Here is a 25,157-nt window from a genome sequence, read left to right on the forward strand (position 1 = left end):
GCGCGACTTCATCAGCGCGATGTGTCAGTCCGTTTGGCGAGCGTCGCCTGTCTGCGGGTTGCGTCGATCGCGTCCGCCAGCAGCCACAGCGCTAAGCCGATAAGCGCAATGTCCTTCATCAAGAACTCCCCGTCGGCGGATAAAACGGGGAAGCCACCAGCAGACGCCTCGCCGACCCCGGGGGTCGTGATCATGAAACTCAACGTGGTCACGAAGAACAGCGAGGCGAATATGCCGCCCACCACGGAAGCCTTGGGAAACCATGGCTTGACCGCCAGCAGTGCTGCGGTGATCAATTCTATTGATCCGTTCAATCGACCAAAGGCATCGATGGACATGTTCTCGTAGACCCAACCCAAGAAGGGGCTGTTGGCCACCCAATGCGAAATACCGTGGGATTCATAGTGAGTAAACTTCATGGCACCGAACCAGGCCAGGACTATAACCAGACCATAGCGTGCGACAAGAGGCGCAATGTCGGTCGTTCGAGACTTTCCTGGCCCATCGGTGATCACGGCGGTGGCCTCACTCTGTGACATGTGGTCTCCGTTCTGTGTGTATGTGCTTCACCGCGTGGCTGCTGCCGGACTCGGCGCGGCGTTCGTTGGCGGCGCAGTTGATCGACACGGTGATTCAGGCGGTTTCGGTTGCCGCTGAGGTCAGCGACCACTATCTCTGCGCCGAGGGTGAGTTGTCCTCATCCTCCGGTGCAATTCACCCGGGTGAGAGGGCGATATGCCGTTGTCGGCAGCGTCGTTCGGCCCTGGAGGTGACACCTCCTGGTCACCACGTATCGCGTCGGAATCGTCTGTTAGTCAGACAGCGACGCCGACCGGCAACGGGTGCGCTACGACGCCCTTCCGTCCGGGTTCATCCCGCGCACGCCGGCTCCGGTAGGTCCAGGTCGGCCTTCGTCAGACGGTAGACCTGTAGCGTGAGGTTGTAGTACTTGTCGGTCTCGCCGACCCATTCCATTCCCACCCGTCGGGCGGTGGCCACACCACGGCGATTGTCCGGTCGCACGACTGCGAAGACCTCACTGACACCGATGTTTTCGAATGCCCGATGGGCGACCGCGTGACCCGCTTCCGCGCCGTACCCGTAGCCCCAGGCCTTCGGAGACAGCTGCCACCCGATTTCTAGATCCGTGCCGCCCGGCGGCAATGGAAGCAGGGCCACGCCCCCGATCACCTCGCCGGAGTCTCTGGCGGTGATCGCCCATCGGCCCAACGGCAGCCCGGTCGGGTCGCTTTCGGCGATCCACGCCGCCAGTACGCGTCGCATTTCGACCCCATCGACGATGGGGGACAAAGCCGGACAGAGCCAACGCGTCACTTCGGGCGCACCGTAGATGCCATGTGCGGCGAGATCGTCATCGAGCCGCCATGGCCGCAACGCCAGCCGGGGGGTGCTGATGCGCCGCGTGTCGGCGTCCCATTCAACGTGACGATGCTCAACCATTCGGCTCCTAGCGTTGTCTGCGCCCAGTGGGTGTGGCACCCAAAAGTCATCGACGTCTTCTGCACCGATCAGCCAGTGCTCATTGCCTGCCGGTGGGTTTGGTGTTTCGCCCCTGATGGCGGCGATGGCTTCCACGTGTCCGCGAACGTCCTTGCTGACGTTACTCATTGGCGCTCCCTGTAGTGGTCCGGCTCGCGGTTGTCCCGTGAAGGACTGCCTTGTAATCACACGTCCTCCGTTATTGGGTTCTTCGCAGGGGCGATGCTTTCACCCGCCCCGGGGCGCAACCGCGTTGATCCGTAACTCATGCCCGGCAGGTCGATGGCAAGCAATGTTCTGAGCATGACCCGAATCCGATTCAGCTGTCATCACCCTCACCACCATTCACCCGGGTGAGGTCACCAGAGGCGCCATCCCTCACCGGCGCTAGTGTCTTCGTCGACGACGACATGCATGGCGGCCTCCTCAGCCGAGGCGGCGCCGCCATCAATGCCGATGTCGTGGGCGAGGTAATCCGTACCTGGATCCGTGGGGTCGATGTCGACGGCGACGAGCCGACCCGCGCGCATGCCGCCGACCTGGTCGTCGATTGGCTCGCCATCGCTATCGGCGCTGTCACCGATCCCGTCGCCGTCCCACTGGTCGGTCACGTCGGGCACCTCACGGGCCAGTCGTCGCGCCAGACTTTCATGCGTATGCGCTTCCCTCGCAGTGAGACCCCAGGCCCGCAATTCCCGCGGACTTTCCGGGGGTGAGTAGCCTTCGTCCAGGTCGATGCCAGTCTGTTCTGAGTCCAGGCTTTCCTCTGGTTCGAGCAGATGGGCCTGCACATCATCGAATTCGGAAATCCCCATCGCGCCGTCTCCCTTTCGTAACTGCAAGGTTTTATTCGGCCTGCCAGCCTGCCTTCGTGCTGCTACAACCGCACGCTGCTGCGCAGCTAAGGCTGCCTCCGTTGGGTGAGTCGTCATCGCCCCGATCGTCTGTTCGCCCGGGTGATCAATGGAAGGCATTCTCAGACACGATGATTCGTGACGGGTAACACCTGGCAAGGGTGCCGACAGCCACGAGGCATGCGAACTACAAAAGGCCGAGTTCTCGCGCCCGGCTCACCGCCGCGCCACGGTGCTCAACGCGGAGCTTGCGGTACACGGCGCGCTGGTGGGTCTTCACCGTATTGAGCGAGACGTAGAGCCGCTCACCGATTTCACGTCGCGACAACCGGGTGGCGAGCAGGCGAAGAACCTCAAGCTCCTTGGGGGTCAGTTCCTCACCGACCAAGCAACTCTCGTTGCGCGAACTCGCCGCGACGCCTGCGCTCCGCTGCGCCGCAGCGAGGAGCGTCGGGGCGATGCCGGCATCGGCGCAACCGCGTACCAGCGTCGCGACCTCTGCGAGACTCGCCTTTGCGTTCTCGTGGTCGCCGAGGTCCTCGAAGATCTCCGCTCTGACCAACAGCGTTTTGGCCACCTCGAGGATTGCTCCACCTTGGCGCGCCGACATGACGGCCATGTCGGCGGCAGACGCCGCTGCGTTCGTGTCACCGCGCATACGGAGGACTTTGGCCGTGGTAAGCGAGACCATCACGTCCACGAGGTGTTCCGCATCCGCGAGATCCCGGGAGCTGCCGGAAGCCCGGCGGATTTGACGTTCGGCGTCTGCGAGCTGGCCATGCTCGGCCGAAATCAGCGCCAGATGGCCTAACGCGTAGATGCGGGCGCGACGATCGTCCACCTTTTCGGCCAGCTCTACGGCGCGCCGGAAGGCGGCTTGCGCCTCGGCGGTGTTGCCCGAAAAGTACAGTGCGGAACCATAGATGCAGTAGGCGCTGGATCGGCCGAGCGGCGCTTCGCCGAGATCGAGGGTGATTGCCCGGCGCGCTGTCTCAAGCGCCCCGGCGACGTCAGCCGTCTTGAACGAGTGAATTGCGCGCAACACGACGACTTGAGCGCTGATAGCGCGACCCTCTGCGGTGTCGGTCTCGGATCGGGCCTCGACTGCCTCGATCCACTCGGCGGTGTCATCGAGTTGACCGACGCTTAAGGTGATCCAGGCCCGGGCCACGCTCAGCCGCGGATCCTGTAAAACGGTCTCCTCGGGAAGCAGATCGAGATAGCCGGAGATGGTGGATACGCCGCCCCCGTTGAATTCGTCGACCCAGTCCGCGGCGATCAGATCAGCACTGCGCGCGATGTCACCGGCAGCGAGCAGGTGACGCACCGCCTCATCGATGAGCCCCTCGGCCTCGAACCACGTCGCGGCTCGTCGGTGCAGGTCGGCGACGAGATCGGGCTCGGTGCGGCGCAGCTCGGTGCGCAGCAACTCTCCGAATAGCTGGTGATAGCGATACCAGTGACGCGACGTGTCCAGTGGTACCACAAACAGGTTTTCGCGCTCTATCTTCTGCAAGACCGAGGTCGAGCCGGACGTTTGCAGCACCGCGTCGCACAGCGCACCGCATAGTCGTCCCAAGACCGACGTATGTAGCAGGAAGCTGCGCAGCTGCGGTGGCTGACCGTCGAGCACCTCGGCCATCAAGTAATCAACGATATGACGGTTATCGCCTGCGAACGTCCTGATGAACGTGGCGGTATCAGCACGCCCGGCAAGCGAGAGGGCGGCAAGGTAGAGGCCGGCAACCCACCCTTCAGTGCGTCGGTGCAACAGTTGAATGTCCTTGGGGGCCAAGCCCAGCCCGAGTACATCGTTCAGCAGATGGTCCGCTTCAATCGGCCCGAAACGTAAATCCTCGGTTCGCACTTCGGCAAGCTCGCCGCTGGCCCTCAGCCGAGCTAACGGCAACATCGGATCGGAGCGGGTGGCCAACACCAGGTGAAGACTCGCCGGCATCCGGCTGATAAAGAACGCAAGCTGCTCATGCACCGCTCGACCTACCACCAGATGATAGTCATCAAGAATGAGCACGACCGGACTAGCGATTGTGTCCAGATCATTCAGCAGGGTAGGCAGAACGACCTGCACTGGGTCGGCACCCATCGCCAGGAGTTCGACCGCGCGAATCCCCGTCCCGGGACTGACCCTCTGCAGCGCGGCGACCACGTACATCCAAAACCACACCGGGTCGTGGTCGGAGGAGTCAAGCGACAGCCAGGCGAACCGCTCGTCCTCGCCCGCGCCCAAAGCCCACTGCGCCAGCAATGTCGTCTTGCCCCAGCCTGCCGGCGCACTCAGTAGGGTCAGCTTGCGGCGGCGTCCCGCCGATAGTGCGTCCAGCAGGGCGGCCCGGTGAACGAGCTGCGCGCCGATGGCAGGGACGTGCAACTTGGTGGCGAGCAGAACTGCTCGCGCAGCGGCTTCTCCGACGCCGTTGTCGCTGCGCCCAGCTGAGCCGTTCATGTCCGAACTCCGCGAATTTGTTGAATCCAGCAGCCGGGCGGGAAAAGTCGGCCTTGACGCGTCCTGGGTGGACGCCGCCATCTCAGCATCCCAGCTTAAGGGCTCAATGATTGTCTCGTGAGCCGCGCTCACGCTGTGCCCGCTCACCGTATTTCTCCTCTTGTGCGTCGATGTATTGGCTCGTGCGACTTATGACACCGCCGCGGGCAGAGAGTTAGCGTCTCAACATGAGGTGAATGAGCGTCTCAAAGTGAGACGCCGTGCGGGTGGCGACCCGTCGTCTGGGCGTACTCATGGTCGTCGGTTCGCCAACGCGTACCCACCGACGCCGAACACCAGCGGCATCATCATCAACATTCCCAACACTGCGTTCATCATCGTTTTCTCAATTCGTCTGTGTCGTTGGCAATTCAGGCTCAATGACTACGTTGGCAGCGCGGGTACCGCCTCACCATCGCCCAACGGGTGATCTTTAGGGCTGGGTCGGTGTATACCTAGTGGCCTTGATATTCGGCGCACCGGTCAACTCGAGCGCCGCATGAGTTGCGTCGAAGACATGCGTAACCGCCTGCGAAGATTCCGAGTAAAACGGAGGCTCTGGCTAGCCGGGTCATGAGACTCCTTCCTCAACTTCGCCGGGTGACGCCTTAAATGCCGAATCGCAATGGTCGAGGCGGAAGTCGCCGCCTAGCGGCTTTTCCGATGCCGCGGACATCCCCGGGCCATAGGCTCCGGAATGGCCGTAATCGACGACCCGGGCTACCGCGTCGGACTGTGCCAACCGACTCACCTGGCTCCCAGCCGCGAGAGCTGGGCTGGTGGCGGCGATGGCGGAGCTGATGGCTTCGGTGACCGCCTGCGGGATTTCATGCAAAAGCGTGTGCCCTGCGGTGGGCCGGTGGATGAGCGTCGCCCCTGGGATACCGTCGGCCAGCTCGCGCGCGTGCCACATCGGCGTGAGCTTGTCCGCTCCTCCACTGATGATGGTTGTCTTGGCCGTGATAGAGCTCAGGGTTTGAGAGCAGTCGTACTCTTTTAAGCCGCGTAAGAAGCCGACTTTGGTCGTCGACGGGGTGGCGTTGACGGCGGCCGCGGACATAGCGACCAACGATTTCGGAGCGGCTTCTCCGTATCCGCCACGTCTGGTCACGGCCGCACACACCGGCCGGGCCAGGAATTGAACGACCTCATCGGTACCAGCGCGAGGCATGCGGTGTACGAGGTAGTAGAGCATGCTGGTCGCGGGGGTACTCAGCAGCCGGCAGAGACCGTGCGAGGCGAGATTTCCCGCGGCGGCCGCGACGAGAACAAGGCTCTCCGGGTCAACGGGACGCTTGCGGGCCGGCCGGCGAAGATAGGCTAAAGCCGTCATCCCGCCCATCGAGTGCCCCACCAGGGTGAGCGTGCCCGTAACGCCAAGCGCGACCAGCAATTCGGCGAGGTCGTCGGCGAGTCGGTCTATCCGGTACGTGTGCATTGACGCATTGCCGGATTCGCCGTGACCACGGTGGTCGTAACTGATGATCCGGATGTTGTTGCCCCAGCGACGGATCAACTGCGTTATCTGGATGTTCCACGATTCTTTGTTCAAGCAAAAGCCGTGGAGAAGTACGACTGTATGGCCAGCGGCGTGAGATCCCCAGTCACGAACGGACAGCGAGACGCCATCGCTCGTGGTGACTGTGCGGTCGCAGGCCAGCGATCGACGTGTGCCGGGCGTTCGCCTACGGCTGCATCGCGGTGGCGGCCTCTTTGGCGTCATCGCCGTGTCACCCGACATGGCCATCGAGATGTACAGTCCTGCTCGCTGTTTCGGCGAGCGAGCTGGCGCGACCGGCGGTCATCGGGACACCATCGTGTACCCGGCGACACCGAACGCGACCGGCACCATCGCCAGCATTCCAAGCGCCGCATTCAACATTGTTCGCTCTTTCCCTTGTGCGCTCACCGGCACGGTGTGTGGCCTGGCTGGGCCGTCGCTTTGCGTGAGAAACGTGATTAGTTGTCGAGTACTACGGTCGTCGGGCGGGCAGTGTAAAACCATCGCCCGAGGGTTGATGTTTAGGGGCCGACGGGTCTAGTACTTAGGCCGACGCGTGGGAAGCCGTTGAGGTGAAACAGCACAGCCGATGGTTCAGGTCATGGGCTGAGACGGCAGGCCCAACCACCGCCGAGATATTCGACGACCAAGCTGAACACGGCCATGACACCAGCGGCATAATCGCGAAGCTTGATCAGGCTCGGCAGGGAGCAGTCGCCCCAATGTGAATTACGAGGCGGTCGCTCGGGTTAGAACGTGATTAGTCGCCCTAATTCAGACATAACATCGTCTGACCATCAAGATGGCCAACAGCCTCTACCAAAGTGGGTCCGCGGTGATCTGTAGCCATGCTTCGAATTCCACTTGCTCGCGGCGTTTTTGCGCCCGTTTGGCACGCAATCGTTGGATGATGGTTGCAAGTTCGCCATTCCCCGCTCGTCGCACCCGCGCGTCGGTATCGATAGTGCGGCTTGCTGATTCGGCAATCGGGCCGGGCCAGCGTGCGGTCATCGCGACACCGCCGCGTACCCGGCAAGCCAGAACGTCACCGGCAGCATTGCCAGCATTCCTTAGCTGCGTTCAGCATTGTTCGCTCTTTCCGTTGCGTGCTCACTGGCGGGTGTATGACTGCGCCGCGACCGTCGCTCGGGTGAGGACGCAATTAGTCGTCGAGTACTACGGTCGTCGTGCGGGCAGTGCAAAACCATCGCCCGAGGGTTGATGTTTAGGGGCAGATGGATGCAGTACTAGGCGGCCCCGCATCTCACGTGTCGGTCAACCAGCGCCGCGCATGAGCTGCGCCAATTGGGCGCGCGAAGTAATGCCCAGTTTGGCGAATGCGTTGTGGACGTGGGTCTTCACCGTGTGGGGGGAGAGGTGCAGCTCAGTGGCGACGTCGCGGTTGGTCGCGCCCTGTGCGATGAGGTTGACGACCTTGAGTTCGGAGTCGGTGAGGCTGTCCCAGCCCGTTTTTGCCCGCGGCTGGGCGACGATGCGCCGTTCCACGCCTAATCGGCGCAGCGCGCGGGCGACCCGGCGGGCATCGGCGAGCGCTTCGCATTCCACGAAAGTGTCGAATGCCTTATCGAGGCTCTCGGTCGCCTCCGCATCGCGTCCGGCGCGTGCTAGTTCCTCGGCGGCGTCCTCGGCGGCGTCGGCGTAAAGAAGCGGACGCCACGTACCCAACGCGTTGGCCGCTTCCAACAGCGCATCAGCATCACCATCCAGGATTCCGCGGGCCTGCTGGGCGACCGCCGCGAACAACGCCACTCCGGGGCGCTCGCGTTCCAGCACCTCGACGGTCTGCAGCACCCGCGCGCGCAGCCCGGCGTCGCCGGCCACTGACGCCACCCGCGACATCAAGATGACTTGGTCGAACACGTTAGGCCACAGCGGTGTGATGACACGCGTGTTCTGGCCCCCGAGCCAGCGCACCGCATCGTGAACGTCGCCTCGGTGCCACGCGGCAAGCGCGACCACGTAAGCCGCGCCGCAGGACAACAAAGGTGAGGTGCTGGGATACAGGCCCTGTGCCTCAGACACCAGGTCTTGCAATAACTTTCGGTCACCTGTTCGCGCGGCGACCTCAGCCAGAACGAGCATGCGCTCAATGTTGACCTCGGTACTGTTCGCCCATTCGCGCCGGGGCAGCGCCTCGATGGTGCCGCGCGCCGCGGCCAAACGACCCGCCGCCGCATGAACCATCCCGCCCAGGTGGGTCCAGCCGGGAAGCGCCATCGCGTTGCGCTCGCGATGCGCTTTCTCGGTACCCTCGGCAACTTGCGCGCTGGCGTCCTCCAAGCTGCCCGTGCAAACAATCAGGCCTGCGCGGCGCTTGGCCGCGTAGATGCCGCCGAAGGTAGCCTCACCGCTGCGCGTCAGCGCTTCTACCTTGTCCATGCTCCGAAGTGCGCGCACCGCATAACCGTCCTGATAGTCGATCAGGGCAAGCGCGGTGGCGCTGACGATCCGGGCTTCCAAATCGCCGGTCGCCGCGGCCGCGGCCGCGGCCACGCCCGCTGCCGCGGCGTCCGCATGCAGGCCGTTGACCACCTCGAAGTAGGCCACCCAGGCCTGATGGCGCGCCCTGGTGATGTCGTTGATGCCGGCCAATTGCAGCGCGTGACGGAGCTCGGCAATGCGTTGCTCCGGGTCCTCGGTGCCCGCGGCCACCTGCAGCCGAATCTCGGCTTCGTCGTCTTGCGACAGCTGCGTTGCGAGCGCCCTGTCGGCAAGCGCGTGGGCCTCGTCATACCGGGTCGCCCGATTCAGCCACTCCACCGTGTCGGCGACGAGTGACCCGTAGTCAACGCCGTGGGCGGGCAATAGCTCCAATGCGCGCTTGCTCAAGTCGGCGGCCGCACTCGCATCGCCACGGCCAACCGATTGCGCGGCTTGGCGCAGCGCATCGATCGCCTCCCGGTCTCCCGGCTCGGCGCTGCGTGCCAGCTGGGTGGCCACCTCCGCCGGGGCCGCGCCGATCCCCAGCATGACCGACGCCGCTTGGCGCTCCATCGCCCGCCGCAACGACTGCGGCAACGACTGCCGGGTGGCTTCACGCAGCAAGTCATGCCGAAACCTCAGCCGTGCACCATCTTCCACGAGCAGATCCGCGCGCACCGCCTCCTCGAGCGCCGACAGCAACGACGCCGGCTGGCGTTCCAGCATCGCGGCCAACAGCCCGGCCGAAAACCGGTCGGGCAGCACCGCGGCCACTCGCACCACCTCTGACGCGTCGCCGGAGAGCAGGTCCAGCCGCTGGTGCATTGTCGCGCCCAGACGCCGCGGCAGCGCGTCTCCGGTGGCCAGCACCCGCCCGCCGCTGGCGTTCAGTCGGCCTTCCTCGCCCAGCCCCCCGAGCAACTCGCTGACCAGAAACGGATTTCCGTGTGCCTTGGCGGCCAGATTCAATAGCGACACATCGGCTTTCGCCCGCACGGCGTCTTGAACCATGTCGGCGACCGCGTCCGGCGTCATGGCCGCCAATCGCAAAAATGTGGCATTCGCGCGTTGCAGCACCGACAACGTCTCTTGCACCGCAGGCCCGCCCGCCCCGGTGCGGGCAGTCAACACCCACAGCACCGGCGCACCCGGCCGCACGGTGGCCAGCGACCGCAGCGCCAACAGCGTGCCGTTATCGGCCCAGTGAACGTCCTCCAACACAATCACCAGCGGCGTTGCCGCGGCTGCCGTATGAATGGCGTTGGCCAAATCGTGCACCACCCAGTAGCGCAGATCGGCCGACGTGCCCAAGCGACGCAAAGCCTCCGCATCACCGACAGGGGGCTCCGCGCGCAGGGTCGCCATGAATAGCGAGAAAAACGGCACCGTCTGCTGATACTCGAACGCCTCGCCGAACAGTGCCCGAACACCGGCCTTCTCAGCGAGAGCCAAGACCTCGGTCAACAAGCGGCTCTTGCCAATGCCCGGTGGGCCCTCGATGACCAGCACGCCACCGCGCCCCTGGGCCACCGCGGTAACCAGTGCGCCGATCATTTTCAGCTCGTCTGCCCGCCCCCGAATCGGCGGAGTGACCAGCCTCTGGCCGCAGACATCAAATAGGCCGGTTGAAGACCCCACGGGGTTCCCTGTCTTCCGTCTAGCGGACTGCCACTGCAGTGCACGTCATTCTAGGCCGCGCACGTGCAGCCACCCGATTCGCGTCGATCAGTCAGCGCCACGCATGAGCTGAGCCAATTGGGCGCGGGAAGTGATGCCGAGTTTGGTAAACGCATTGCGCACGTGGGTCTTCACGGTGTGGGGGGAGAGGTGCAGTTGCTGTGCGACGGAGCGGTTGGTCGCGCCTTCGCCGATGAGGTGGACGACGGTGAGTTCAGAGTCGGTCAGGCTGTCCCAGCCCGTTTTTGCCCGTGGGTGGTTGACAATGCGCCGTTCCACGCCCAACCCGCGCAGCGCGCGGCCGACCCGGCGGGCGTCGGCGGTCGCCCCGCACTCGATGTAGGTGTCGAATGCCGCGTTGAGTTGGTCGATCGCCTCGGCGTTGCGCTGTGTGCGAGCCAGCTCGCCGCCGGCGTCCTCGGCAGCGCTTGCATAAAGAAGCGGCCGCGCCGACGCGCGAAGCGACTCCGCAACAGCCACCAACGCCTGGGCATCGTGTTCGAGGATGCCGCGGGCATACCCGGCCACCGCCGCCAACAGCGGCACCGGAGGCCGCTCACGCTCAAGCACCTCGGTGGCCTGCAAGACCCGGGCGCGCAAACCGGCATCACCGGCTGCCGAGGCCACCCGCGCACCCAAGATCAGCCGAACCAATGCGTGGGGGAAAAATGGTGTCGCCAATAGGATCACGTCGCCGAGCCAGCGCATCGCGTCATGAACGTCGTCACGCTGCCACGCCGCCCGCGCGAGCACATATGCCGACCCTCGGCGTATGCCGGCGGAGCCAGTGGAGTGGGCATCGCGCGCATCATTGACCATCTGCTGCAGCAAGTTCCGGTCATCGGTGTGCGCCGCCACCTCGGCGAGAATCACCGTGCGAAGTACGTCATGCTCGGTTGCCCCCGTCGACTGTGGGGGCGGAAGGGACTCCGTCGCATCGCGAGCGGCCGACAGCCGGCCCGCAGCGAGGTGCACAAGCCCGCTGAAGACGGCCCACATGGCGAGGGCCATCGCGTTGCCTTCCCGGCGGGCTTGCTCTATCCCGTCGGTGACCCGGGCCGCCGCGTCGTCGAACCGGCCGACCACGGCAAGCAGGTTTGCGTCGTACATTCCGGCATAGGCATGCGCTAACGCCGTTTCATTCGTGTGAGCAAGCGGGCTGAGATCTTCGAAACGGCGTAGTGCGCGGGCTGTGTACCCCTCCCCAGCATCGAGCAGAGCGAGGGTGACGTCGGCCATGATCGTGGCCTCGAGATCGCCGGTGACCACCGCGGCCGCGGCAGCCTCGTCGGCGGCCTCGCGCCGTTGCCCACCTTCGTCGAACACCAGGTTGTACGCCAGCCACGCCAGATGCCGTGCCCGGGTGACCTCGCTGATCCCGCTCAACTCGAGCGCCCGCCGATTCTCCGCCACCCGCCGCCGGTCAGTGTGCTTGGTGTGGACTGGAAGCCGGAGACGGATCTCGGCCTCTACTTCGGGCGACGCTGCCTCCGAGAGCGCCACGTCGGCCAATTCTTCGGCCTCGCCATAGCGACTGGCCCGGTTGAGCCACCCCACCGTCTCTGCGACCAGGGATCCACGCTCGGCGTCGTCGGCGGGCAATAGCTCAAACGCGCGCTTGCTCAAGTTCGCGGCCGCGCTCGCATCGCCGCGGCCAACCGATTGCGCGGCTTGGCGCAGTGCGTCGATCGCCTCACGGTCTCCCGGCTCGGCGCTGCGCGCCAGCTGGGTGGCCACCTCGGCTGGCGCCGCGCCCATACCTAGCATGACCGACGCCGATTGGCGCTCCATCGCCCGCCGCAACGACTGCGGCAACGACTGCCGGGTGGCCTCGCGCAGCAAGTCATGCCGAAACCTCAACTGCTCACCGTCTTCGACGAAAAGATCCGCGCGCACCGCCTCCTCGAGCGCCGACAGCAGCGACGTCGGCGATCGTTCCAGCATCGCGGCCAGCAAGCCAGCCGAAAACCGGTCCGGTAGCACCGCGGCCACCCGGACCGCCTCTGAAGCGCCCTCGGAGAGCAGGTCGAGTCGCTGATGCATACTGGCGCCCAGACGCCGCGGAAGCTCATATCCGGTGGCCACCGCGCGCCCACCGGTAACGTTCAGTCGGTCCTCCTCGCCCAGCCCCCCGACAAGCTCACTGACCAAAAACGGATTTCCGTGCGCCTTGGCGGCCAGGTTCAGCAGCGACACATCGGCTTTCGCCCGCACGGCGTCTTGAACCATGTCGGCGACCGCATCCGGCGTCATGGCCGCCAATCGCAAAAATGTGGCATTCGCGCGTTGCAGCACAGACAACGTCTCTTGCACCGCAGGCCCGCCGGCCCCGGTGCGGGCAGTGAAGACCCACAACACTGACGCATCCGGCCGCGCGCTGGTGATCGACCGCAGCGCCAACAGCGTGCCGTTATCGGCCCAGTGAACGTCCTCCAACACAATCATCAGCGGCGTTTCCGCGGCCGCGGCATGAATCGCGTCGGCCAAGTCGTGCACCACCCAGTAGCGCAGATCGGCCGAGCCGCCTAGCTGGCGCAACGCCTCGGCGTCGCCCACCGGGGAATCGGCGTTCAGCGTGGCCATGAACAGCGAGAAAAACGGCACCGTCTGCTGATACTCGAACGCCTCACCGAACAACGTGCGCACCCCGCACTTGTCGGCCAGCGCCAACACCTCGGTCAGCAACCGACTCTTGCCGATGCCGGGCGGGCCTTCGATCACCAGCACGCTCCCGCGCCCCTGGGCCACCGCCGCGACCAGTGCGCCGATCAGTTTCAGCTCGTCTGCCCGCCCCCGAATCGGCGGAGTGACCAGGCCCGGGCCATCGACGTCAAAAAGACCGGTTGAAGGCCCCATCGGGTGTGTGTCCTATCTACCGTTGACCGGACTGCCATGGCAGTGCACGTCATTGTAGGCCCGCGCATGCCATCTATCCGATTTGCTGCCGGTCAATCAGCGCCGCGCATGAGCTGCGCCAATTGGGCGCGGGAAGACACGCCGAGCTTGGTAAATGCGTTATGGATGTGGGTCTTCACCGTGTGGGGGGAGAGGTGGAGCTCGGTAGCGACGTCGCGGTTGGTCGCGCCCTGCGCAATGAGGTTGACGACCCTGAGTTCGGAATCGGTGAGGCTGTCCCAGCCCGCTTTTGCCCGCGCGGTGACGATGCGCCGCTCCACACCTAATCGGCGCAGTGCGCGGCCGACCCGGCGGGCATCGGCAACCGCTTCGCACTCGATGTAGGTGTCGAATGCCGCGTTCAGCTGGTCGATCGCCTCAGCGTTGCGCTGTGCACGACTGAACTCGCGGCCGGCGTCCTCGGCAGCCGCGGCGTAAAGGAGCGGCCGCGACGACGATTCAAGCAACTCCACGGCAGCCACCAGCGCCTGCGCATCACGCTCGAGTATCCCGCGGGTGTGTTGGGCCACTGTGGAGAACAACGGAACCCCGGGCCGCTCGCGTTCCAGCACGTCAACGGCGTCCAGAAGGCGCGCTCGCAGGCCGGCATCACCGGCGGCTGACGCTACGCGCGCGGTCAAGGTCAGCTGATCAAAGACGATCGGTAAGACCGGTGTCATGAGTAGCGAGATATCCCCGCCGAGCCACCGCACCGCTTCGTGGACGTCGTCGCGCTGCCACGCCGCCAGCCCCAGCGCGGCCGCCGCCCCGCGACGTACGGCCGGTGTACCGCCGGAGTAAGCATCACGTGCCTCACTCATCGTCTCTAGCAACAACCTTCGGTCGTCGGTGCGCGCCGCCACCTCCGCCAGGGTGAACATGCGCATCGCGGTTACGAACGTCGACCCCGTTCGCTCTGGCGTGGGCAGCCACTCGATGGCGGCGCGGGCAGCCGACAATCGGCCCGCGGCCACCTGCACGACCCCCGCCGTCAGGGCCCAGATGTGAAGCGCCATGCCGTCGCGTTCCTTCTTGGATTTCTCCGTGCAGTTCGCGATCAGCGCCGCAGCATCGTCCAACCGCCCGACCACCGCAAGCAGGTTTGCTAGGTGGCATGCGGCGAGGTTATGAGCGGTCATATCGCCCGCGGGGGTCAGGTCTTGCAGCGGCTCAACGCGGTGGAGAGCGCGGTCCGCGTACCCGTCCGCGCAGTCGAGGCAGGCAAGTGCTACTCCGGACAGAATCCTCGACTCGAGATCACCGGTGGATGTGGCGGCGGCCGCCGCCTCGTTAGCTGCCGCGCTGTCATGTCCGTGTTGGCCGTACATCGCCAGGTTGTATGCCAGCCATGCCCGATGTCGTGCCTGGGTGATTTCGCTGAGGTTGGGCAACTGAAGTGCCCGGCGGTTGTCTTCGATGTGTCGCGTTGTCGTATCGGTGATTGGCGTCCGGAGCCGGAGAAGAATCTCGGCCTCCTCTTCGGGCGCCAGCGCGGCAGACAGGGTGGTGCTGGCCAACCTTTCCGCCTCCTCGTAGCGTGTGGCCCGATTGAGCAGCACGATCGTTTCTGTCACGAGTGGCGCGCGTTCTGAGTCTTGGGCGGGGTGGAGCTCCAACGCGCGCTTGCTCAAATCCGACGCGGCGCTCGGATCGCTATAGGCCAGAGACTGTGCGGCTTCGCGGAGTGCGGCGATCGCGGCTTGATCGCCCACCTCTGCGCTGCGGGCGAGCTGGGTTGCGACCTCCTCGGGCGCGGCCCCCATGTCCAGCATGACGGTTGCCGATTGCCGCTCCATCGCTCGGCGCAGCGACTGAGGCAACGACTGCCGGGTCGCTTCGCGCAGCAAATCGTGACGGAATCTCATCTGATCACCGTCTTCGACGAGTAAGTCGGCGCGGACAGCCTCTTCTACCGCCGATACCAGGGCAGCGGGCCGGCGTTCCAACATCGCGGCGAGCAGCCGGGCCGAGAACCGGTCAGGCAGCACTGCGGCTACCTGCACGACTTGGCTCGCGGGATGGGAGAGCTGGTCGAGTCGTTGCTGCATAGTGTCGCTGAGCCGTCGCGGCAACGTGTCTCCAGTGGCGGCCGCGCGCCCGCCGCTGACATCGAGTCGGCCCTCCTCGTCCAGTCCCCGCAGCAGTTCCGTTAGCAGGAACGGGTTGCCGTGCGCCTTGTCGGCCAGGCTCAGGAGAGACACATCCGCGTTGGCTCGCACGGCGTCCTGCACAATGTCGGCGACCGCGCTCGGTGTCATGGCCGTCAACCGCAGAAACCTGGCACCCTCGCGTTCCAGCGCGGTCAGCGTCTCGCGAACGACGGGGCCGCCGGCGCCGGTTCGTGCGGTTAGCACCCACAGCACCGGGGCATCGGGCCTTGTCGCGGCCAGCGACCGCAGCGCCAACAGGGTGGCGTTATCGGCCCAGTGGATGTCCTCAAGAACGATCGCCAAGGGTATTCGGGACGCAGCCGCATGTATGGCGGCTTGCAGATCGCGCACCACCCAGTAGCGGAGATCGGCAGACGTGCCCAAGCGACGCAAAGCCTCCGCATCACCGACAGGGGGCTCCGCGCGCAGGGTCGCCATGAATAGCGAGAAAAACGGTACCGTCTGCTGGTACTCGAACGCCTCGCCGAACAGTGCCCGAACACCGGCCTTCTCGGCGAGCGCGAAGACCTCGGTCAACAAGCGGCTCTTCCCGATGCCCGGCGGCCCCTCGATGGCCAGTACGCCGCCGCGCCCGTGAGCGACGGCCGCGATCAGTGCGCCGATCTCCTTCAGCTCGCTCGCCCGCCCACGAATCGGCGGTATGCGCAGCTTCCCTGACGCCCTCGCGGTGCTCATGCGAACCCCCGCCCCCGGGTCCGTGGTCCCGGATTGCCGGAAGCCTAACGGAGGCTCGTGGATAGCGCCATTGGGCTTGTCGGGCTGGGCGGGCGCCGCAGCACGCGTCGCGCGTACGACCATTCGTTGCGACGGACCCGGCACATTCGGGCGCCCTGGTGTGCGTGGATTATCCAAGGGAACATATGTGACAGAAGCTGCTGGCTTGACCGAGTATGCCTCGAAAAGACGCTTCGACTCCCCGCCCGATGTCATGCTGCCACCTGGACTTCCACCGACAGGTAGTCGGCTATGCCGTGTGCTGCAGGCCAGTCACCATCGCGCAACGCTCGGCTAAGCAACTCGACTAATGGACTGCAGGCGTCCAACTCGGCCAGCCATGAGGCCACCGTCGCCGCGATGTGATCTGCTCCTTGGACACGTACGGTACGGCCATCGTGTAGGCGATCGGTCACCTGATAGATAGTCATTTCTCCATACCTTTCGCTGGATCACGTTGTGGTTGTTGCGCTGCATCGGGCGCTCGTGCCGGGATGGCCGGCATCGATACGCCTGACAGCCGAGCCGCCGTTGCTTGCCTCACCGTCACTCTTCCGATGGGTCCGATGTGTTAGCTGATGTGACCCATGACACAGCCGCGGGCGTATGCTGAACGTCTCAATCTGAGCAGGGTTGCGCGTCTCAATCTGAGACGCCGGAATTGCGGGGCGCCTGCACCGCTCGGTGGGGGAGCGAGGTCCATGCCGCGATGAGCTTGCAGGCCGACCTCCAAACCGACGTTCGCCGGGTGAGGGAACGCTTCTTGTCCGAGGGGGCCTTGGAGGCGGAGACCGCCAGGGAAAAGTTCCTGTCCGTGGAGTCCCTTGACGCTGCGCGCCCACTCGACGAGGACATTCTGCGGCCGACTGTTCTGGACTCCTGGCGTCGGTCGCAGGCCCTGCGCGTACACCCCGACCGGGTCGAGCTCCCGTATGTGCGTGAACCCAACAGGGGTTCGCGGTTGGCGCGTGCGGCCGCGCCGGTGCTGCATCGCGTTACCGATGACCTGGCTGCGCAAGCTGTCAGCGTTGTCCTGACATCAACTGACGGCGTGGTGCTTGAACGGACCGCCGCAGAAGTGTCCATCCTCAACGCGTTGGATACGGTGAGCCTGATACCGGGCTATAGCTTGGCTGAAGAGGTGGCGGGCACCAACGGGATTGGCACCGCGCTCGAGACTGGGAGGCCCGCGTTCATCCGTGGTGGCGAGCACTACGTCGCGATGTTCACCGGTTTCGCATGCGCAGGTTCGCCGATCCGGGATCCTATAACGCGCAGGGTAATCGGCGCCGTTAATCTGAGTTGTCTTGCCAGCGAATCCGATCCACTCTTGCTCGCGTTGGCTACCAGCGCCGGTCGTCACATCGAGGATCGCATGCGGGTGCAGGCTCATGAAGGTGAGACCGCGCTGTTGGAGGCGTACCTGCAGCAGACGCGGCGATCTACGAGCGGTGTGGTTGCGATGGGTGGCGATGTGGTGTTGATGAACCCCTATCTGCGCCGGACACTGGACGGCCACGAGCAGACCGCATTGCTCGAACACGCCTCGGATCTGATCGGCCGCACGCTGTCGGGCACGGCGCTGGCTGTTCTGCCAAGCGGGCGAGTCGCCAAAATCTCTACCGCCGACCGGTCGACTACAGGCGCCGGCCGCGCCAACGTCGTTTTCCACGTTGATCTTTCCACCGAGACCAGCTCGCACCCGCCTCAAAGCGGCCGCTTGGCGGACATTCGTATCCCTGGCCTGGCAGGTCGTAATAGCGCGTGGCTGCGCTGCTGTCAGCAGGTACGGCAATGCTGTCGCGACCGAGAATGGGTGATGCTCGAGGGGGAGAGAGGATCTGGTCGGACACGGCTGGCCCAGGCAGTGGGGCAGTATGTTAAGTCGGGCCGAACGGTTCGGGTGATGCGCGCCGAAACATATGCCAGCGCCGCGTCTTTCGTCGCCGAGCTGGCGACACTGTCCGGCGATGAGGACTTCGCCGTGGTGATCGCCGACGTAGATGCCATCGACAAGGACACGCTCGAATCGATCACCTCGATGCTGGCCGCGCGCGCAGGCCGGGGATGGATCGCGGCGACCACAAGTGGCGCGACTTCTTCAGCACCGATCACGCAGCTGCTGCCGCTGTTTACCCATACTGTCAGCGTGCCGGCGCTGCGACACAGGATTGACGATCTCGAGGAACTGGTGCCGCTGCTGCTGCGCGAGATCACCCGGGGTGCTGATGTGGAGTTGGCACCCGATGCCATGAGACAACTCAGTAGGCTGCCGTGGCCGGGCAACGTCTCGCAGCTGCGTCGGGTTCTGACCGAAACCGTTGCCCGACAACGATCCGGCATTATCAGCGCCGAAAAGTTGCCACCGGAGTGCCGCTCCGTCACGCGGCACAAGCTGACTCCAATGGAAGCCCTCGAGCGCGACGCGATTGTCCGTAGCCTTCAAGACAATGGCGGCAACAAGCAAGAGGCGGCACGCGCCCTGGGCATGTCACGCGCAACCATCTACCGCAAACTAAACCGCTACGGCATCGCGTAACACCGCTAGCATCGTCGGCCCAAACACGTTGGCCACAATCTTCATCGTGAATTGCCGCGTCCCTCGCCATTTGCTCCCACCAGCTCCGGGTAGCCAAAGCGGGGGAATGTGCCGAGCGTGGCAACGCTCGACGTTGACGCCAACCCTGCCGGTTCAAGCAGTACCAGGTTGTGTCCATCCCCCCTGATCGTTGTCAAGGATTGCGAACCCGTCGCCGCATCGTGGGCGCACGCGGAAAATCGGACCTCGTCCGCGAAGTCAATGACTATCTCTGAACGCGTGGCCCTTTGGTGCGGCGCAATTACACCGCGCCCGAGGGGATGACTGGTCTCAATCGCGCCCCCGGTATGTCTCACCCGGGTGATTGGCGCTGCGGGATGAAGACAGCTCACCCCGCGGCGGGCCAGGCTTGACTTCCGACGGACCTGCGCGGTGATGACCGATCGTTTTCGGCGCCACGCAACCAAACGTTGCGCACGGTGTAGCAGGTGAAGAAACGGGAAAGGGACTGAGCGATGAGCGCAGAGTTCGGCGGTAAGAAGATCGTAGTGGTCGGCGGTAGCGCCGGCATAGGACGCCAAGCCGCGCTCGCCGTCATCGATCACGGGGGCAGCGCGGTGATCATTGGACGCTCGAAAGGTCGTGTCGATGACACCGTGGCCGAGCTGACTGACCGGCGGGGTCAAGCCTGGGGCCAACTTGATCATTGCTACGACGGGAGCACCAATGACGATCGTCAACAAACGCTTTAGCGGCCACCACGCGGAGTCGGCCCGCCAGTTGCCACCCGGTCAACGGCTGACCGCGGACTTCCCAGTCCTGCAGGCAGGACCGACTCCGGGCATCGACCTCCATGGCTGGCGATTCACAATCGGAAACGAGGTCGGTGCCCAACACGGTTGGACGTGGGCCCAGCGCAGCGACCCACGCTTATTGCGATGAGGAAAATCCTGCTGCGGGCAGTTGTGCTTCTGGCATCGTGGGCGATGGGACTACTGGTTGCGGCGTGGATCGTTCCTGGAGTTTCGTTGTCGGTACCTGGGTTCATGGTCGCCGTAGTGGTGTTCGCGGTAGCGCAGGCGATCCTGTCCTTGTCGATCTTGACGTTGCCCCGTCGGTATGCGTCCCTGGTCCTTGGGGGCACCGGCTTGGCATTGACGATCGTCGCGTTGATCCTCGCGTCGGTATTGACGCACGGGATCACTATTGACGGCATGGCATCCTGGCTGGCCACGACGGTTGTGGTGTGGCTCGTGACAACGATCGGGGCGATTACGCTGCCCGAGCTGCTCATCCGCGCCGGGGCGGCTCGACCTGACCAAATACACGCCGGCGCAAACGGGTGTACGTCGGTGGTCCGCGTCGAGATTCTGCATTTCGCCCGGATCCCGCAGTGGACAAAATTTGATATCCCATCCGGCGACGGAGGGAGCGGTGATGGGAGACACGCATAACGATCCGACGGATCACTCACGGACCACGCAGCCGCGTGCGGGTATCGCGGTGAAGGATAACTTCTTCTGGCCAGGGTTGATCCTGCTGGTCGTAGCGATGTTCGGACTGATCAGCACGGCGGCAGCCGCGGCCTATCGGCATTACGAATGGCTTTCCACCACGGTGCTCATCGCCGTTCTCGGCGCGGTCGCCGGAGCACTGTGGCTCGCCATGGAGCTTCGCCGCGTGACCCGCATCGATGCGCAGTGGGACGCCGCGCACCCACCTCGGTCAGAAGACTCGCATGCCCCACGTGTCGGTGATCGCCGTGAGGTCGCGGTCGTTGACTTCGATTGACCGACGGCTCCATAGCCTGCAAGACAACGGCGGCAACAAGCAGAGACGGCTCGCGCCCTGGGAAGGTCGCGGGCGACCATCTACCGCAAGACAAACGACTGCGGCATCGCGTAACACCCCTACGTTTGTCAGCCCAAAAGCATTGGCCCACAAGCATAATGCGAAGCGCCGCGTCCCTCATCATTTGCTCGCATAGGCGGGCGCTTCTCCCCTAATCGCCATTACCGCAATAGCAAACTTGAGTTCTCCCTCGCCGCTCGTGATAGTCGCCAAATCGCCCGGGTGAATCAGTTCGCCGGGTGATGACCACTCATCCCACATCGGTTAATGCTCGCTTGACAGATGGCGATCAGACGGTACGTGGAGCCGGCCATGTTTTTTCGGATCTGCGTTCGGGGCCGCATAAGCGAGCAACGGGTCGCGATGACGGTGGACGACCTGGCTGCGTTGATCACCGCGGAACGCCATCGCGACAAATTGGAGAAACCAGATGAAGCGTCGCCAATTTCAACGACCGCCTGCTGAATACGGCTCCGGCGCCGCGCGAGCACCATGGCTGCCGCATCGAATGCGGGACGCCGCCGCCTTTGCACGGCGTTGGGCGCACCGGATAGGAGATGCCGCGATGGACACCGTCCCGGCGATCGAGGATCAACTTCACGCGCTGCAGCCCATCTGCAGTGCCCAGCGGGTGTCGACCGGCTTTATATGCGGTGCACCGGCGGTGGCGGTCGCCGAGATACACGCCATCGACGGATGCGACCAGATGGGGCTGAGCCCAGATGGCGACCTTGTCGAGACGCTCTGTCAAGCCTGCCTGTCCACTCTGCAATGGGCGATGGCGAGCTACGTGGGAGACAAACGCGAGATGGCGTCGCGATGCGGCGCCCACCCGGTGTGCACCACCTGCGGGCGTGCCACTGGATACCTGCGCAGTGTCTTCGCTGTGCGCCCGATCGGGCCCGAGGGGCTGGCACCATGACCCGACGACTACACATTGCCTTGCTGTTTGTGGCTGTGGTTTCCGGTGATAACGCGGTCCTCATGTTGATCAATGGTCAGCTAATCGATTTCGTCGTCACCGCTGCCGTTTGCGCGGGATCCTCTGTCGCGGCCGGGCTGATCGCCTACGCGGGCAGGCGACGCCGCAAGGCGGTGGCGCGGGGACGAGCGGCCGTCTGGGAGCGCCGTGACCGGCAAGCGGCTGCCGACCAACAGTGCCCGTTATGCGGAGCCGCGCGCCAAAAACCAAGCGACTCACCCAGATTCGTTGACCGGCAGGGCGCGCGCTTATGCGGGGCGTGCGCGCCGGTCCTCAACTAAGAGAGAGCACGATGAGCGCGGCCCGGAAGTATTGACATGAGCGCACCAGCCACCGCGTCGGGTTCACCGCGCCCCGGCCTGAGAGCAATCCACGTGTTCCAACTTGCCGCGCCGATGATCCCCGAAGCCACCCGCTCACTGCGCCAGATCGGCCGTTACATCCGCCAAGCGACCGGATGACCAAGGGACCCTGAGGTTTTCGAAGATGAATTTCGGGGCATTGCCACCAGAAATCAACTCCGGCCGCATGTATTCCGGGCCCGGCTGTGGGTCGATGCTGGTTGCCTCGGCAGCCTGGGACGGGTTGGCCACCGACCTGTATTCCACAGCGGGCTCCTATCAGTCGGTGATCTCGGACCTGACCAGCGCACCATGGCTGGGTCCCGCGTCGGTGGCGATGGCGGCCGCCACCGCACCCTACGTCTGGTGGCTGACGACGACTGCTGCGCTGTGCGAGCAGGCCGCCACCCAGGCCAGCGCCGCCGCAGCGGCCTACGAGGCCGCATTTGCGGATGACGGTGCCCCCACCGGTGGTCGCAGCCAACCGCGCGCGGCTGATGTTGCTGATCGCGACAAACATCCTCGGCCAGAACACCCCGGCAATCGCGGCCACCGAAGCCGAGTACGGCGAAATGTGGGCCCAGGATGCCGGGGCGATGTACGAGTATGCCGCCGCGTCCGCTGCCGCTTCGGCGTTACCGCCGTTCACCCCGCCCCCGCCCACCACAAATCCAGCCGGGGTCGCCGGCCAGGTTGCTGCGGTTGCCCACGCCAGCGCCGAGCCAGCCGGCACAGCCACCCAGACCATCATCTCGACGGGATCGCAGCTGCTCTCTGCAGTACCCAATGCGCTTCAGGGACTTGCACTGCCCTTACCGGCCGCCGCGGCATCACTGCCATCGTGCTCGCAATTGCTGAGCTTACTGAGCCCGGTGAACCTGGCCGTTGCGTCGGGGTCGACGGCCATCACGTCGACGGGCATGGCCGGGTGGTACGCGGGCTTGGGATATGCGGCGCACTACGACCCAGACGGTGCCAGCAAGATGGATGCCATATTGCAACGTTTGGGGGCGGCTCCGGCAGGCTCAGGAACTGGCGCAATAGCGTCATCGGGCTCGGCAGACCTGGGGACAGGCAGCGGTACGGCACCTGTGTCGTCGGCGGGTTTAAGCCGAGCCTCCTCAATCGGCGCGCTGTCGGTGCCCCCGAGTTGGTCCGCAGCCGCCCCGCCGATCAGACGCGCCGCGGTAGCGTGGCCGAACACCCTCCCCGGTGCCGCCCCGACGGTCCTGGCAGCGATCCCGGAAAACCTGCTCAACGAAATGCTTTTGGCGGGTATGGCCGTACGCGGCATCCGCGGCGCTCCCCCTCAGGGCCGGCCCACGATCACCATCACTGTGACGCCGCGCCCGCCGGATAACCACAACGGGCCCTGATGCGCGCCGATCCGCCCCAGTGATGCCGTTGTACTCACCCGGGTGAATCAGCTCGCCGGGTGATGACGACTCACCCCGCGTCGGTGAATGCTGACTCAGCAGCTGGCGAGCGGAGGGCAGATGCAGCCGACAACGTACCGGATGTGCATTCAAGGCCGCGTGACCGAGCGGCTGGGGTACGTATTTGAAGGGATGCGCCTCGAGGCTGGTGCGAACGAAACCGTCTTCACCGGTGAAATCCGCGACCAGTCACAGCTTTACGGACTTCTCGACCGGGTCCGCGATCTAGGCCTCGAGCTCGTCAGCGTACAACCGCAGCCTGCGGCCGACCCGACGACAAAACCCCACATCAGAAAGGACCCGTAATGCAAGCCATCACTGTTTCAGATCGCGACGCCGGTGTCGCCGGCCTGTCGCTGACGGACCTGCCCTACCCCGAGGCGGCCGACAACGATGTCGTCGTGCGGGTACACGCCGCCGGTTTCACACCCGGGGAGCTTGAGTGGCCGCACACTTGGATCGACCGCGCGGGTCATGACCGGACACCAAGCGTGCCCGGCCACGAGCTGTCAGGCGTCGTGGTTGAGTTGGGGTACGGCACCACCCTTTTGAGCGTCGGTCAGCGGGTTTTCGGGCTCGCCGACTGGGCACGCAACGGCTCGCTGGCCGAGTACACCGCTGTGGAAGCCCGTAATCTCGCACCGCTGCCGATGGACATCGACCACACTGTGGCCGCGGCGCTGCCGATCTCTGGATTGGCCGCCTGGCAGGGTCTGTTCGACCACGGCCGCCTCGCCGCCGGACAAACGGTTCTGATCCACGGCGCCGCCGGTGGGGTTGGATCGATCGCGGTGCAGCTCGCTCGCGAGGTCGGTGCGCGCGTCATCGGTACCGGCCGGACCGCAGACCGCGACCGGGCGGGGGAGCTCGGCGTCCACACCTTCCTCGACCTGGAGACCGAAAACCTCGAGGACGCAGGCGAAGTCGACGTCGTGTTTGACGTGATCGGTGGAGACATTCTGGCCCGCTCGGCGGCTCTGGTGCGGGCCGGCGGAACGCTGGTCACCATCGCCGAGCCGCCGAAGACCCTGCCGCGCGATGGGCGGGCAATTTTCTTCCTTGTCGAAGCCGATCGCGCCCAGCTCGCCGACCTCGCCGCGCGAGTACGGGATGGACGCCTCAAGCCGGTGGTGGGTGCCGTGCTGCCGCTCGCCGAAGCTGCCGCTGCGTTCGCTCCCGGCAAGCGCATCCCTGGCAAGACGATCCTGCGCGTCGCCGAAGACTGAAGACGGAAGGCAGCCAAGAATGGCCCTAAGAATGCCACTCACCGCACTGACAGTTGCGGTGATGCTCGCGCCCGCGGCCCACGCTGAGCCGGCACCCGAGAATTCGGATCAAAAACCGGTTGTCCGCCCAGTTTTCAATCAACCTACCAATGTTCCGGGCAAATCACTTGAATCAGTGACCGTCAGCTATCCGCCCGGAGCTAAAAGCGGAGCTCACCACCACGCGAAATCGGCTTTCATCATGGCGTACGTGATCTCCGGAGCGATCCGCAGCCAAGTCGAAGGTGAGCCTGAACGCGTCTATCACGCCGGCGAGACGTGGAGTGAAGCCCCGGGCGCGCACCATACGATCAGTGAAAATGCCAGCGCCACCGAACCCGCTGAATTACTCGCAGTCTTCCTGCTCGATACCGGAGACAGCCCGCTTACCACGGACGACAACGCGCGAAAATGAGCTGCCGCGTCAACGATGAAAAATGTTCGCACCGTTCGACATTCATAGTTTGACGCTCCTATTTCCTGGAG

18 protein-coding genes and 1 pseudogene are annotated in these 25,157 nt (G+C 64.8%); 9 read left to right on the forward strand and 10 right to left on the reverse strand.

What is annotated here, in order from left to right; translation table 11 throughout:
- Positions 1–11 precede the first annotated feature (11 nt).
- The 10 genes from A5760_RS21685 to A5760_RS26350 form a co-directional block, all read right to left on the reverse strand.
- Complete coding sequence (locus tag A5760_RS21685; protein WP_064884578.1) at positions 12–539, reverse strand: YkgB family protein; 528 nt, start codon at positions 537–539, stop codon at positions 12–14.
- 331 nt (positions 540–870) lie between these two features.
- Positions 871–1,461: a GNAT family N-acetyltransferase gene (locus tag A5760_RS21690; RefSeq protein ID WP_064884580.1), complete on the reverse strand. Its 591-nt coding sequence runs from the start codon at positions 1,459–1,461 to the stop codon at positions 871–873.
- 398 nt (positions 1,462–1,859) lie between these two features.
- Positions 1,860–2,315: a DUF5709 domain-containing protein gene (locus tag A5760_RS21695; protein ID WP_064884582.1), complete on the reverse strand. Its 456-nt coding sequence runs from the start codon at positions 2,313–2,315 to the stop codon at positions 1,860–1,862.
- 226 nt (positions 2,316–2,541) lie between these two features.
- Positions 2,542–4,818, reverse strand: coding sequence for a LuxR C-terminal-related transcriptional regulator (locus tag A5760_RS21700; RefSeq protein ID WP_064884677.1), 2,277 nt, complete (start codon positions 4,816–4,818; stop codon positions 2,542–2,544).
- Positions 4,819–5,428: 610 nt separating this feature from the next.
- The gene (locus A5760_RS21705) at positions 5,429–6,604 is read right to left on the reverse strand and encodes an alpha/beta hydrolase (RefSeq protein ID WP_331237122.1); all 1,176 of its coding nucleotides are present in this window, start codon (positions 6,602–6,604) and stop codon (positions 5,429–5,431) included.
- 570 nt (positions 6,605–7,174) lie between these two features.
- The gene (locus tag A5760_RS26805) at positions 7,175–7,369 is read right to left on the reverse strand and encodes a hypothetical protein (RefSeq protein WP_155764415.1); all 195 of its coding nucleotides are present in this window, start codon (positions 7,367–7,369) and stop codon (positions 7,175–7,177) included.
- A 264-nt stretch (positions 7,370–7,633) separates the two neighbouring features.
- Positions 7,634–10,438 (reverse strand): helix-turn-helix transcriptional regulator, encoded by a 2,805-nt coding sequence (locus A5760_RS21710; RefSeq protein WP_064884586.1) that lies wholly within the window; start codon positions 10,436–10,438, stop codon positions 7,634–7,636.
- A gap of 87 nt (positions 10,439–10,525) precedes the next feature.
- On the reverse strand, positions 10,526–13,333 hold the full coding sequence (locus tag A5760_RS21715; RefSeq protein ID WP_064884588.1) for a helix-turn-helix transcriptional regulator: 2,808 nt from the start codon (positions 13,331–13,333) through the stop codon (positions 10,526–10,528).
- Positions 13,334–13,425: 92 nt separating this feature from the next.
- A complete protein-coding gene (locus A5760_RS21720) occupies positions 13,426–16,218 on the reverse strand; it encodes a helix-turn-helix transcriptional regulator (protein ID WP_064884679.1) in 2,793 nt (930 codons plus the stop codon).
- A gap of 251 nt (positions 16,219–16,469) precedes the next feature.
- Positions 16,470–16,688 carry a hypothetical protein gene (locus A5760_RS26350; RefSeq protein WP_082279564.1) on the reverse strand — a complete coding sequence of 73 codons (219 nt, stop codon included), beginning with the start codon at positions 16,686–16,688 and terminating at the stop codon, positions 16,470–16,472.
- Between the two features lie 278 nt (positions 16,689–16,966).
- On the opposite strand from A5760_RS26350, the gene A5760_RS21725 reads away from it, so the two are divergent.
- From A5760_RS21725 to A5760_RS21765, 9 genes and pseudogenes are all read left to right on the forward strand, one after another.
- Entirely contained in the window at positions 16,967–18,796 is a 1,830-nt protein-coding gene (locus tag A5760_RS21725) for a sigma-54-dependent Fis family transcriptional regulator (RefSeq protein WP_064884590.1), read from the forward strand.
- A gap of 515 nt (positions 18,797–19,311) precedes the next feature.
- A complete protein-coding gene (locus A5760_RS21730; RefSeq protein WP_064884592.1) occupies positions 19,312–19,548 on the forward strand; it encodes an SDR family NAD(P)-dependent oxidoreductase in 237 nt (78 codons plus the stop codon).
- A 186-nt stretch (positions 19,549–19,734) separates the two neighbouring features.
- Complete coding sequence (locus A5760_RS21735; protein WP_155764416.1) at positions 19,735–20,250, forward strand: phage holin family protein; 516 nt, start codon at positions 19,735–19,737, stop codon at positions 20,248–20,250.
- Positions 20,234–20,587 (forward strand): protein UsfY, encoded by a 354-nt coding sequence (gene usfY / locus A5760_RS21740; protein ID WP_231122699.1) that lies wholly within the window; start codon positions 20,234–20,236, stop codon positions 20,585–20,587. The genes A5760_RS21735 and usfY overlap by 17 nt, the downstream gene beginning before the upstream one ends.
- Positions 20,588–21,212: 625 nt before the next feature.
- The gene (locus A5760_RS21745) at positions 21,213–21,569 is read left to right on the forward strand and encodes a phosphoenolpyruvate carboxylase (RefSeq protein ID WP_231122700.1); all 357 of its coding nucleotides are present in this window, start codon (positions 21,213–21,215) and stop codon (positions 21,567–21,569) included.
- A gap of 546 nt (positions 21,570–22,115) precedes the next feature.
- Positions 22,116–23,346 (forward strand): annotated as a pseudogene (locus A5760_RS21750) (PPE family protein).
- A gap of 87 nt (positions 23,347–23,433) precedes the next feature.
- Positions 23,434–23,712, forward strand: coding sequence for a hypothetical protein (locus A5760_RS21755; protein ID WP_064884596.1), 279 nt, complete (start codon positions 23,434–23,436; stop codon positions 23,710–23,712).
- Positions 23,712–24,632 (forward strand): NADP-dependent oxidoreductase, encoded by a 921-nt coding sequence (locus A5760_RS21760; protein WP_064884598.1) that lies wholly within the window; start codon positions 23,712–23,714, stop codon positions 24,630–24,632. The genes A5760_RS21755 and A5760_RS21760 overlap by 1 nt, the downstream gene beginning before the upstream one ends.
- Before the next feature lie 19 nt (positions 24,633–24,651).
- A complete protein-coding gene (locus A5760_RS21765) occupies positions 24,652–25,086 on the forward strand; it encodes a cupin domain-containing protein (protein WP_064884600.1) in 435 nt (144 codons plus the stop codon).
- Positions 25,087–25,157: the final 71 nt, after the last annotated feature.

The sequence above is a fragment of the Mycobacterium colombiense genome (genome assembly GCF_001665835.1).
Lineage (GTDB): Bacteria > Actinomycetota > Actinomycetes > Mycobacteriales > Mycobacteriaceae > Mycobacterium > Mycobacterium colombiense_A.